This window comes from Agrobacterium tumefaciens (assembly GCF_013337285.1).
In the GTDB taxonomy this organism is placed as follows: domain Bacteria; phylum Pseudomonadota; class Alphaproteobacteria; order Rhizobiales; family Rhizobiaceae; genus Agrobacterium; species Agrobacterium burrii.
The window spans coordinates 330,611-342,871 of record NZ_SUPW01000001.1 but is presented as its reverse complement, the minus strand read 5'-3'; the positions used below and the strand labels follow the sequence as shown (position 1 = coordinate 342,871).

Below are 12,261 nucleotides of genomic sequence, written 5' to 3'. Positions count from 1 at the left end.
CACAGTAATGGCGGCGACCGGTTTTCTGACCGGCTACATCGTGCCCTTCGTCCTGGTGCTGTCACTGCTCGTTTTTGTCCATGAAATGGGCCACTATCTCGTCGGCCGCTGGAGCGGCATCCGCTCGACAGCTTTTTCCATCGGATTCGGCCCGGAACTGATCGGCTTTACCGACCGGCACGGCACGAGATGGAAGATTTCCGCAATCCCGCTCGGCGGCTACGTCAAGTTCTTCGGCGACGAAGATGCAGCGAGCAAGCCGGATAGTTCCGGCCTGTCGCATATGTCGCTGGAGGAGAGGGCGCAGACGCTTTCCGGTGCAAAGCTCTGGAAAAGGGCGGCGACGGTCGCCGCCGGTCCCATAGCCAACTTCATTCTGGCGATTCTCATCTTCGCGGTCCTGTTCGGTGTTTATGGCCGGATGATCTCCGATCCGATCGTGGCCTCGGTGCGTGAAAACAGCGCCGCTGCCGCCGCCGGCGTGCGCCCGGGTGACCGTCTGGTGGCAATCGACAGCGAAAAAGTCGTCACCTTCGAGGATGTCCGCCGTTATGTCGGCATCCGGCCGGGCACGCCGATCACCGTGACTGTCGAAAGGGCAGGCGAGGAACTGAAGCTGCCGATGGTTCCGACCCGCACCGAAACCACGGACCAGTTCGGCAACAAGCTGGAAATGGGCATCATCGGCATCGTCACCGACCAGACCAGCGGCAATTTCCGCCATATTGAATATTCGCCGACGCAGGCGCTGATGGAAGGCGTGCGCGAAACGGGCCACGTCATCACCGGCACCTTCAACTATATCGGCAATCTCGTGACCGGGCGCATGAATGCCGATCAGCTCGGCGGCCCCGTCCGCGTGGCGCAGGCATCCGGCCAGATGGCGACGCTCGGCATTTCGGCCGTGATCCAGCTCGCCGCCGTGCTTTCCGTGTCGATCGGCCTTCTGAACCTGATGCCTGTCCCGGTTCTGGACGGTGGACATCTGGTGTTTTACGCCATCGAGGCCATCCGCGGCAGGCCGCTTGGCGTCGGCGCGCAGGAAGTAGCGTTCCGTATTGGTATGGCAATGATTCTGGGTCTTATGGTTTTTGCAACATGGAATGATATCAGCAGCTTGATTGGCTGAGGATTGTGTTTTAACGGTTTTGTTAGGGGCTTGTTTACCTTGTTTTTATGCCGAAGTGGCGAATGAGCCACTCTGGATCACGAAGTAAACAGAATTTAACGTTCTGACTTGCTTGTAGGGGAAAAGCAGGTAAAACGACGCACATGGCCGGAGTCGGGTTCCGCCCGCTGAGGGACAACGTAAAAAGGTAAGATTTGAAATGAAGGCTGGTTCAAGATTTTTGAACGCTGTGTCGGCGGTTGCGCTGTCTGCTGGTGTTTCTTCGGTTGCGGGCCTTGGCGTGCTTGCCTCTGCTGGTGCTGCAAACGCAGCCGTTATCAGCAAGATCGATGTTCGCGGGGCCGAGAGGTCCGGTGCGGACTCCGTGCGTTCCAACATCACCATTGCGCCGGGTAAGAACTTTTCCAATTCGGATATCGATGAATCGGTGAAGCGTCTTTACGCCACCGGTTACTTCTCGAATGTCTCCATGCGCGTTTCCGGCAGCACGCTGGTCGTGACCGTCAATGAGAACCAGCTGGTCAACCAGGTGGTCTTCAACGGCAACCGCAAGATCAAGGACGACAAGCTCGTCGGCATCGTGCAGACCCAGTCGCTCGGCCCGTACAATCAGGCTATCGTGACGGCGGATATTGCCCGCATCAAGGAAGCTTATGCCGCAATCGGTCGCAGCGACGTCGAAATCACCACGCAGACCGTTTCCGTCGGTCAGGGTCGTGTGAACATCGCTTTCGTCATCAACGAAGGTGAGCGCACCAAGATCGGCCGCATCGACTTTGTCGGCAACAATTCCTATAGCGACGGTCGTCTGGCCGCCGTCATCAATACCAAGAAGTCCAACATGCTGTCGTTCCTGACACGTAAGGACGTCTATAACGAGGACAAGCTGCGCGCTGACGAAGAGGCGCTGCGCCAGTTCTATTACAACCGCGGCTATGCCGACTTCCGGGTCGTGTCGTCCGACGCTGTACTGGACGAGTCCAAGAACGAATACACCATCTCCATCACGGTGGATGAAGGCAAGAAATACGACTTCGGCAACGTCGCCGTCGAATCGACCGTTCCGGGTGTTGATGGTTCTGAATTGCAGGGCCTCGTTGAAACCCGCCAGGGCGCCAGCTACAGCGCCAAGGAAGTTCAGCAGAGCATGGAAGCGATTTCCAAGCGCGTCGCCGGCGAAGGTTATCCTTTCGCCCGCGTAACGCCGCGCGGCGACCGCGACATGTCCGGCAACACCATCGGTGTGACCTATATCGTCGATCAGGGTGAGCGCGCTTATGTCGAGCGTATCGAAATCCGCGGCAACACCCGCACGCGTGATTACGTTATCCGCCGCGAATTCGATATTTCCGAAGGCGATGCTTTCAACCAGACTATCATCACGGCGGCAAAGCGTCGTCTCGAAGCGCTGGGTTATTTCTCGAAGGTCAACATCTCGACCGCCGGCGGCAGCGCGCCTGACCGCGTCGTGATCGTTGTCGATGTTGAGGACCAGTCGACGGGTTCGTTCGGTATTGGTGCTGGTTACTCGCAGAACGACGGCGTTCTGCTTGAAGCTTCCATCGAAGAAAAGAACTTCCTCGGTCGTGGTCAGTATATTCGTCTCGCCGCCGGTGCGGGTGAAGACGATGCGCGTACCTACACGCTGTCCTTCACCGAGCCCTATTTCTTGGGCTATCGCCTCGCCGCAGGTTTCGACCTGTTCAAGAGCCAGAGCCGCAGCGAAGACTATTACGATTACGACGAGCAGGGCTTCTCGCTGCGCGTAACCGCGCCGATCACCGAAGACCTCTCGACGACGTTCAAGTATACCTACAAGCAGATCAATTATGATGGCGAAGGCGATTGGGAAACCGGCAGCAATCTTGCCGAGCCCTACAAGGCTCTGATCCGTGGTGGTGACTGGACGCAGTCCATCATCTCCAACACGCTGAACTACAATACGCTCGATGACCGCAACATGCCGCGCGAAGGCTGGCAGGCTGCCCTGACGAACGAATTTGCAGGTCTCGGCGGCGATTCCGAATATTACAAGATCTACGCCAAGGCGCGCTTCTATTACACGCTGTCGGATGAGTACGATGTCATCGGCTCGCTCACCGGTCAGGCGGGTCATGTTGTTCCGACTGGTGACAATCTGCTGGTATTCGATCAGTTCAAGTTCGGTGGCCGTCAGGTTCGCGGCTTCAAGAACGACGGTATCGGCCCGCGCATCGGTTCCGACTCCATCGGCGGCACGACCTACTTCGCAGCTTCTGCTGAAGTCACCGCCCCGATGCCTGGTGTTCCGGAAGATTTCGGCCTGCGTCTGGCTGGTTTCGTCGATGCCGGTACGCTTTACGGCAACAAGGTCGCCAACAGCACTGGTGTAAAGGATGACAACTCCATCCGTGCATCCGCTGGTATCGGCGTGATGTGGGCATCGCCCTTCGGTCCGATCCGCGTCGACTACGCGGTACCGATCGCCAAGGAAGACTATGACGAGGAACAGCGTTTCCGGTTTGGCATGTCCAACACTTTCTGATATCGGCAGTCCAGAACTGCAACTTTGAACGTTCTGGAGTGTCCGGCTAATGGAATACAACGCCTTTTTTCCGCCCCACGAGGGACTGCGATTGAAAGACATCGCAGACCGTTTTGGGGCGGAACTGTCTGATGAGACAGCAGGAGAGCGGATCATCAGGTCCGTCGCGCCGGTCTACCGCGCAAAACCCGATCAGCTCTGCTACATTCTCACCCGCAAGAACCGTGACGAGTTGCAGACCTGCGAGGCTGGTGCCGTCATTTGCGACGCGGCGCTGGCGGATATGCTTCCGCCTCACATTCCGGCACTGATATCGAAAAATCCGCATACGCTTTTTGCGCAGGTGGGTGCCTTGCTGCATCCCTCCGCCATGCGTCCCGCGACGATTGCGCCATTGGAGGCCGAGATTTCTCCGGCTGCCCATGTCGACCCGTCGGCGAAGCTGGAGGCGGGCGTGATCGTTGAGCCGCTCGCCGTGATCGGCGCCGGCGCTCATATTGGTGCGGGTACAAGGATCGGTCCGGGCGTCATCATCGGCCCTGACGTGCAGGTGGGACGCGATTGCACCATTGCCGGTGGCGCGAGCATTCTTGTGGCCCTCATTGGCAACAATGTGATTATCCATAACGGCGCACGCATCGGTCAGGATGGGTTCGGTTATGCCCCCGGTCCACGCGGCATGCTGAAAATCGTGCAGATCGGCCGGGTCATCATTCAGGACAATGTCGAGATCGGCGCCAATACCACGATCGATCGCGGCACGATGGATGATACCGTCATCGGCGAAGGCACCAAGATCGACAATCAGGTCCAGATCGGCCACAACGTTCGCATCGGCCGCCATTGCGGCATCGTCAGCAAGGTCGGCATTGCCGGCAGCACCCGCATCGGCGATGGCGTGATGATCGGCGGGGCAGCGGGTGTCAATGGCCATATTACCATTGGTGACGGGGTGCAGATCGCAGCAATGAGCGGTGTGGTCGCCGATGTTCCGGCCGGCGCCCGTTACGGCGGAACGCCTGCGCGTCCAATGAAATATTTCCTGCGCGACATGGCCGAAATTCTGGCACGCGCTGAAGCGCGTGATAAAAAAACAGGAGAGAAAAACAATGACTGAAGAAACGAAGACGACGCTCGGCGCGGCTGACATTCTGGAAGTCATGAAGCTTCTGCCGCATCGTTACCCATTCTTGCTGATCGACAAGATCATCGATATCGATGGTAACAACTCGGCGACCGGCATCAAGAATGTCACGGTCAACGAACCGCATTTTACCGGCCATTTCCCGGACCGGCCGATCATGCCGGGCGTTCTGATCGTTGAAGCCATGGCCCAGACGGCTGGTGCGATATGCGCTCGCAGTCAGGGCGAGGGTGGTCACCTCGTCTATTTCATGACAATCGACAATGCGCGTTTTCGCAAACCCGTGATCCCCGGCGATCGTCTGGAAATCCACGTCGTCAAGCAGCGCCAGCGCGGCAATGTCTTTAAATTCCATTGTGAGGCGAAGGTGGAAGGCGCGCTGGTGGCGGAAGCCGATGTCGGTGCGATGATGATCCCCGAGGACCAGCAATGAGCAAGATCGCCGCCTCGGCCAGAATTCACCCGACCGCCATTGTCGAAGACGGCGCGGTTATCGGTGAAAATGTTGTCATCGGCGCGCTCAGCTATGTCGGTGCAAAGGTCACGTTGCACGACGATGTCATATTGCACAATCATGCTGTCGTTTCCGGCTTGACCGTTATCGGCCGTGGATCAGTGATCCATCCCATGGCGGTCATCGGCGGCACGCCGCAGGCGATTCGTCACGATGGGTCGGAAACGACGCTCGAGATCGGCGAACGCTGCATCATGCGCGAAGGCGTGACGATGAACGCCGGCAGTTCCGACGGTGGCGGCAAAACCATTGTCGGCGACGACAATCTGTTCCTCGCCAATTCACATGTGGCGCATGATTGCCTCCTCGGCAACCATATTGTCCTGTCGAATAATGTGATGCTGGCGGGTCATGTGACTATCGAAGACCGCGCTATTCTTGGCGGCGGCTGCGCCGTGCACCAGTTTACCCGCATCGGCCGTCAGGCCTTCATCGGCGGGCTGTCGGCGGTTAACTACGACGTCATTCCCTATGGCATGTTGAACGGCAACCCCGGTATTCTCGGCGGCCTCAATGTGGTCGGCATGACACGTGCCGGCATTGAACGGGCGGATATTCACAAGGTCCGGCGCGTCTTCAAGCAGGTTTTCGAGGCCGAAGGCACGATCCGCGGCAACGCGGCGGCAATCGAGCGCAATGACTATCTGGATTGCCCGCAGGCCCTCGAAGTCATCGATTTCATCGGTGCTGGCAGCGACCGCCCGATCTCCTCACCAAACCGGGGCAAGTGAGCCGTGACAGGCGGCGGGCGTCTCGCCATCGTGGCTGGCAGCGGCCAGCTGCCGCTTTATGTGGCGGCCGCCGCCCGCGAGATGGGTGAAAATCCCTTCATCGTGCGTCTGCGCGATGATTCCAGCTTCGACTGGAGCGGTTTCGACAATGCCGTCATCAGCGTGGGCGACGTGGCAGGGCTCGGCCGTTTGCTGCGTGAAAACCGGGTGGACCGCGTCGTGCTTTCCGGCGCCGTGGCGCGACGGCCGGAATGGCGGGAAATCCGCCCGACGGTCGGAATCGTGCTGAAACTGCCCTCCATCGTCCGCACGTTGCTGTCGGGCGGTGATGACGCCGTGTTGCAGATGGTGATCAAGGTCATCGGCACGCTTGGCGCAAAGGTCATCGGTGCCCACGAGATTGCACCCGGCCTGCTTGCCACGACAGGCACTTTGGGTGCTCAGAAACCCACAGACGAAGACCTGCGCGATATACGTAAAGCGGCTGAGGCGGCACTTGCGCTCGGCACGCTCGATGTCGGGCAGGGGGCTGTCTCCGTCGGTGGCCGCATCGTTGCCTTGGAGGGCGTCGAGGGCACGGATGCCATGCTGGCGCGTGTTGCGGCACTGCGTGCCGAGGGCCGCATATCGCCCCGCCGCAAGGGTGTGCTGGTGAAGCTTTGCAAGCCGCAACAGGATATCCGCGCCGACCTGCCGACCATCGGCATCGAAACCGTGGAGAATGCGCAGAAAGCCGGACTGGCGGGCATCGCTGTCGAAGCGGGACGGGCGCTGGTGCTTGACCGCGACGAGATGTTGAAAGCCGCCGATCAGGCGGGCATATTTGTCTGCGGCATCGATACGTCACTCGGTGGTGATATGATCGGGGAGAGATGATCGGATGACGGCAGCACTAAAAGTGGCGGTTATCGCCGGGGAAGTATCCGGCGATCTTCTGGGCGCAGATTTGATCCGCTCCGTGAAAGCCCGATATCCGGGTTCCATCGAGTTGATGGGCGTCGGCGGCGAGGCGCTGGAGGCGCAGGGGCTGACCTCGCTGTTCGATTATTCCGAACTTTCCATCATGGGCTTCACACAAGTCCTCAAAAAGCTGCCAAAACTCATCGCGCGTATCAATCAGACTGCGCAGGCGATCATTGCCGCAAAGCCGGATATTCTGCTGATCATCGACAGCCCGGACTTCACGCATCGTGTTGCGAAAAAAGTCCGCAAGCAATTGCCGCATCTTCCGGTCGTCAACTATGTCTGCCCCAGTGTCTGGGCGTGGAAGGAATATCGCGCCACCGCGATGTTGTCCTATGTCGATCACGTTCTGGCGCTGCTGCCTTTCGAACCAGAGGCGATGCGGCGTCTCGGCGGCCCGCCGACCACTTTTGTCGGCCACCGCCTCAGCGTCGATCCCGATCTGCTGACGGTGCGGAAAAAGCGGGCGGAACGCTTGCCTCCGGCAAAGGGCGAGCCGAAAACCATTCTCCTCCTGCCGGGGTCGCGCTCCACTGAAACGACGCGGCTGATGGAGCCGTTTCGCGAGGCTGCAAAAGCCTTCGTGGAACGCAACGGCCCAACCCGGTTTCTGCTGCCCACCGTGCCGCGGCAGGAAAGCCGCATGCGCGAGCTGGCGGCGACGTGGCCTGATGATATCAAGCCTGAAATCGGCACGGATGCTGCGTTCAAGTGGAATGCGTTTGCGCAGGGCGATGCGGCGATTGCCGCCTCCGGCACCGTCATTCTCGAACTGGCACTAGCCGGCGTGCCGACAGTATCGGTCTACAAGACCGACTGGATTTTCACCATGCTGAGCAAGCGGATAAAAACCTGGACCGGCGCGCTTCCGAACCTGATTGCCGACTACCCTGTCGTGCCGGAATATCTGAACGAGGTGGTGCGGCCGGGGTCCATGCTGCGCTGGGCTGAACGCCTGTCATCCGACACCACCGAGCGGCGGGCAATGCTTGAAGGTTATGCTCTGGTGCAGCAGCGTTTGCACACCGACGTGGCTCCGGGCGAAACCGGCGCTGCCATTCTGCTCGATGTGCTGAACGGCCGCAGACAGCAAGGCTGAGCGCGCAACGCTCGCCCATGCTGGTCGCCAACACCCTGTTGGCTTCTTTCTCCACTCGATACTCAACAAAAAGGCCGGCGGATTTTCATCCGCCGGCCTTTTATATTCTATGGTTTCGTGGGCTTAACGCTTGGAAACCGGAACGTAGTCACGCTTGCCGGCGCCGGTGTAGAGCTGGCGCGGACGGCCGATGCGCTGCTGCGGATCTTCGATCATTTCGTTCCACTGTGCGATCCAGCCGACGGTGCGGGCGAGCGCAAAGAGAACGGTGAACATGGTGGTGGGGAAGCCGAGCGCCTTCAGCGTGATGCCCGAATAGAAGTCGACATTCGGGTAAAGCTTCTTTTCGACGAAGTAGGGGTCGGAAAGGGCAATCTTTTCCAGCTCCAACGCAACCTGCATGATCGGATCGTCGGAATTGCCGGTGGCTTCCAGCACTTCGTACATCGTCTTCTGCATGATCTTGGCGCGCGGGTCGTAGTTCTTGTAGACGCGGTGGCCAAAGCCCATCAGGCGGAACGGATCGTTCTTGTCCTTGGCGCGGGCGATGTATTCCGGAATACGGTCAACAGAGCCGATTTCGTTCAGCATGTTGAGCGCCGCTTCGTTGGCGCCGCCATGTGCCGGACCCCAGAGGCAGGCGATGCCCGCCGCAATACAGGCGAACGGGTTTGCACCCGAAGAACCGGCAAGACGCACCGTGGAGGTGGAGGCGTTCTGCTCGTGGTCGGCATGCAGGATGAAAATGCGGTCCATGGCGCGGGCCAGAACCGGATCGACCTTGTACTCCTCGCAAGGCACGGCAAAGCACATGTGCAGGAAGTTGGAGGCGTAATCCAGATCGTTTTTCGGGTAAACGAAGGGCTGGCCGATATGATACTTGAAGGCCATGGCGGCGATCGTCGGCATTTTCGCGATCATGCGCAGCGAAGCGACCATGCGCTGGTGCGGATCGGTAATGTCGGTCGAGTCGTGGTAGAAGGCCGAGAGAGCGCCGACCGTGCCGCACATGACGGCCATCGGATGCGCATCGCGACGATAGCCGGTGAAGAAGCGGCTCATCTGTTCATGCACCATGGTGTGGCGCGTCACGCGGGTGTCGAAATCCTTCTTCTGCGCCGCCGTCGGCAATTCGCCGTAAAGCAGCAGATAGCAGGTTTCCAGGAAGTCGCCCTGTTCGGCCAACTGCTCGATCGGGAAGCCACGATGCAGGAGAACGCCCTCGTCACCATCGATATAGGTGATCTTGGATTCGCAGGAGGCCGTCGATGTGAATCCCGGATCGTAAGTGAAGGAGCCCGTGTGTTTGTACAGCGTGGCGATATCGACGACGCTCGGTCCAATCGTGCCTTCCCTGACCGGGAGCTCGACCTGCTTGTCGCCAAATGTCACTGTAGCGCTTTTGTCCGTCATACTGATCCTCCGAGAACATGCGGGTGGAGGCGTTGAGACACGCCTCGCGGTTAAGCGTCTACCGATTAGCTATATGATCCTTGCGCCGATGCCAAGCTATTCGAAGGTCAAATTGTGCATTGCGGCATACGCAATGACGTTGCTTGCGGCTTTATCGGCCATGGCAATTCAATCTCGGTCAACGCTCCGTTAAAGGATAAGGATTGCAATCCTTCGCGCTGCCCTGCAAACCTGTTTCCAGTGCGGCAGGGGCGGCGCGGATTGCTCGGTCAAGGGGAAAGAAAGCATCTCGGATATGCCGAAACGTTGCAGGGCGGCTTGCCCGGCACGCATGAAATCCTGTTTCCCGTTCACCGCGCCGGCGACGTTGTGGCTTATGATTTTCCAGCCCCTGTTCCCAAGCGCAATCTCAAGGCAGTCATCGCCCGAAAACTTGCCGGCTGCCTCGACGAAGAGCGCGCATTCGGCCACGATTTTCTTTTCGTTCCCGTCTTCATCGGCTGCGGCGCGATCCTGTGGTTCTCTCTGGAAGTCACGCTGTCTTTATCCGTTCTGGCAATGGCATTCCTGCTGGCTGCCGGTCTGGCACTTTTTACCCGATATGACAGCAGCCCATGGGCAGCCATCTGCAGTGTTGTCGCTTTTCTTCTGCTGGGCATGCTTCTGGCAGATCTTGAAACCCGGCGGGCGGCAACCGTGGTGCTGGATACTCCGGTCACAACCACCATCACCGGCACGGTGGCGCGCCGGGAAGTGGATGCGCGCGGCTCCTGGCGATACGTCGTTCAACTGATCGCGACCGAAGGGCCGACATTGTCGCGCCCGCCGAAGAGGATTTCGCTGCTTGCCCGTGGGGGAGGTGAGCCGGTGGCGCTTGGCGCCACCATCAGCGGCAAGGCGCGGCTGTCGCCGCCATCCGGCCCCGCTTTGCCGGGGCTGAACGATTTCGCCTTCGCTTCCTATTTCAAAGGCATAGGCGCCACCGGATTTTTCTATAAGCCACCGCAGACACTTGTATCACCCAAGGGTGACATCAAGACCGAAACGGGCTGGCTGGAATGGGCCGATAGGCGGCTTTACGGCCTGCGTAGCGCCATTGCCGAGCGCATCCGCAACACCATTGGCGGTGACGCCGGAGCTTTCGCCGCCTCCATCGTCACCGATGAGAGGCAGGCCATATCCGGCGAGACGATGGAGGCGCTGAGGCTCTCCGGCCTTGCCCATATCGTTGCCATATCCGGGCTTAACATGGCGCTTGCCGCCGGTATATTTTTCGTCGGTTTAAGACTTGCCTTCAGCCTGTTCCCCGCCTTTGCGCAGCGCTGGCCCGTCAAGAAGATTTCGGCTTTCGCAGCCCTCCTGATGACGCTCGCCTATTATCTGATTTCCGGTTTCGCTGTCTCCGCCGAGCGCGCCTGGCTGATGATGTCGGTGATGTTGATCGCGATTCTTTTTGATCAGCCGTCACTCAGCCTCAGGAATGTTGCTCTTTCGGCTCTGGTCATTCTTGTCTTTTCGCCCTCGGAAATTATGGGACCGAGCTTCCAGATGTCGTTCGCCGCGACCATCGCGCTCGTATCCACCTATGCCTGGTGGAGCCGCCGGCACAACGATCGCGAGCGCCTTTTCATCGGCCGCAAACCGGCATGGATCACGGTGTTTCAAACGGCGGGCGCCGTCATTGGCGGCGTCATCACCACATCGCTGATTGGCGGCCTTTCGACGGCGATCTATTCGGCCGAGCATTTCCATCGTGTCACCACCTATGGACTTTTCGCCAATCTCGCCGCCATGCCGCTAATGTCGCTGATCGTCATGCCCTTCGGCCTGCTCGCTATGCTGCTGATGCCGTTCGGGCTCGATGCGCCGTTCCTGAAGGTTATGGGTTATGGCATGGCGCTCGTCATCGAAGTCGCCAATGAAGTGGCGTCCTGGGGCGGCAGCGCTGCAACGGGGCGGCCGCATGAGTGGTTTATCGGTCTCGGCTCGGCCGGCTTCCTGCTGCTGACCTTACTGCGCAGCCGGCTTGCGCTGCTGGGTATTCCGCTTCTTGTCTCCGCTTTCGGCCTGTCGGCGGCTGTGGCCTATCACGATGTCCCGGATCTTCTCATTCACGAGGATGGTGAACTGGTGGCGCTGCTGGAAGACGGCAAGGCCTATACGACAAAAACCCGACCGCAGGGCTTTGTATATGGCCAGTGGCAAAGGGCGCTGCTGCTGCCGGAACAGCCCGCGCCGCCGGTCATTCTTAAAGCGGATGCCGCAGTAACCAGTGTAGGCCTGACCACAAAATCAAAGCTCACGCCGGAAGAGATGAGGGTGGTGACGCGGCAGATGACGGCGGCGCTGAAAGATGCGGCACCCGGCGTCTTCACCTGCAGCAAAGGCATATGGTGCGTGGCGCGCGCCGGCAGTGGTGAATGGATTGTCGTTCTGGAAGACGGCCGGTTTGCCGGAAAAGCCTGCGACATCGCCGATATTGTCGTCGTTTCCCGCAGGACCTCGTTTGCGCAATGCCGCTCAGGAGCGCTTCTGCTCAACCGCGATATATTGCGGCGCATTGGCTCGGTAGAAATAAACTTTGCCGGCAGCGATCAATCCGCGGTCGTCGGACGGCTGCGCGCGGCGATTGCCGGGGCGGACAGGCCATGGAGCGAGCACCGCTATTACGACTGGAAAAGCGACCGTTTCGAATACGAGGTGCCGGAACCGGTCAGGCAGTTGCTGGCGACATCTCAGTGAAC

At 59.4% G+C, this 12,261-nt stretch carries 9 protein-coding genes; 8 read left to right on the top strand and 1 reads right to left on the bottom strand.

Annotated elements, in window-relative coordinates; all coding sequences use genetic code 11:
* Positions 1 to 7 precede the first annotated feature (7 nt).
* The 7 genes from rseP to lpxB all read left to right on the top strand — a co-directional run bounded on the left by rseP (position 8) and on the right by lpxB (position 8,104).
* Positions 8 to 1,129 carry an RIP metalloprotease RseP gene (gene rseP / locus FCH38_RS01630; protein ID WP_174373110.1) on the top strand — a complete coding sequence of 374 codons (1,122 nt, stop codon included), beginning with the start codon at positions 8 to 10 and terminating at the stop codon, positions 1,127 to 1,129.
* A gap of 199 nt (positions 1,130 to 1,328) precedes the next feature.
* Positions 1,329 to 3,653 (top strand): outer membrane protein assembly factor BamA, encoded by a 2,325-nt coding sequence (gene bamA, locus FCH38_RS01625; RefSeq protein WP_174372654.1) that lies wholly within the window; start codon positions 1,329 to 1,331, stop codon positions 3,651 to 3,653.
* A 49-nt stretch (positions 3,654 to 3,702) separates the two neighbouring features.
* Positions 3,703 to 4,770 (top strand): UDP-3-O-(3-hydroxymyristoyl)glucosamine N-acyltransferase, encoded by a 1,068-nt coding sequence (gene lpxD, locus FCH38_RS01620; RefSeq protein ID WP_174372653.1) that lies wholly within the window; start codon positions 3,703 to 3,705, stop codon positions 4,768 to 4,770.
* Positions 4,763 to 5,230: a 3-hydroxyacyl-ACP dehydratase FabZ gene (gene fabZ, locus FCH38_RS01615; RefSeq protein WP_149897672.1), complete on the top strand. Its 468-nt coding sequence runs from the start codon at positions 4,763 to 4,765 to the stop codon at positions 5,228 to 5,230. Before lpxD ends, fabZ begins: the two co-directional genes overlap by 8 nt.
* On the top strand, positions 5,227 to 6,042 hold the full coding sequence (gene lpxA / locus FCH38_RS01610) for an acyl-ACP--UDP-N-acetylglucosamine O-acyltransferase (RefSeq protein ID WP_174372652.1): 816 nt from the start codon (positions 5,227 to 5,229) through the stop codon (positions 6,040 to 6,042). The genes fabZ and lpxA overlap by 4 nt, the downstream gene beginning before the upstream one ends.
* 3 nt (positions 6,043 to 6,045) lie before the next feature.
* Entirely contained in the window at positions 6,046 to 6,918 is an 873-nt protein-coding gene (locus FCH38_RS01605) for a UDP-2,3-diacylglucosamine diphosphatase LpxI domain-containing protein (protein ID WP_174372651.1), read from the top strand.
* A gap of 4 nt (positions 6,919 to 6,922) precedes the next feature.
* The gene (gene lpxB / locus FCH38_RS01600; protein ID WP_174372650.1) at positions 6,923 to 8,104 is read left to right on the top strand and encodes a lipid-A-disaccharide synthase; all 1,182 of its coding nucleotides are present in this window, start codon (positions 6,923 to 6,925) and stop codon (positions 8,102 to 8,104) included.
* Positions 8,105 to 8,227: 123 nt separating this feature from the next.
* On the opposite strand, the gene gltA is transcribed toward lpxB, so the two are convergent.
* Positions 8,228 to 9,517, bottom strand: a complete 1,290-nt coding sequence (gene gltA, locus FCH38_RS01595) for a citrate synthase (RefSeq protein WP_149897669.1) — start codon at positions 9,515 to 9,517, stop codon at positions 8,228 to 8,230.
* Between the two features lie 306 nt (positions 9,518 to 9,823).
* On the opposite strand from gltA, the gene FCH38_RS01590 reads away from it, so the two are divergent.
* Positions 9,824 to 12,259 (top strand): ComEC/Rec2 family competence protein, encoded by a 2,436-nt coding sequence (locus tag FCH38_RS01590; RefSeq protein ID WP_174373109.1) that lies wholly within the window; start codon positions 9,824 to 9,826, stop codon positions 12,257 to 12,259.
* Positions 12,260 to 12,261 lie beyond the last annotated feature (2 nt).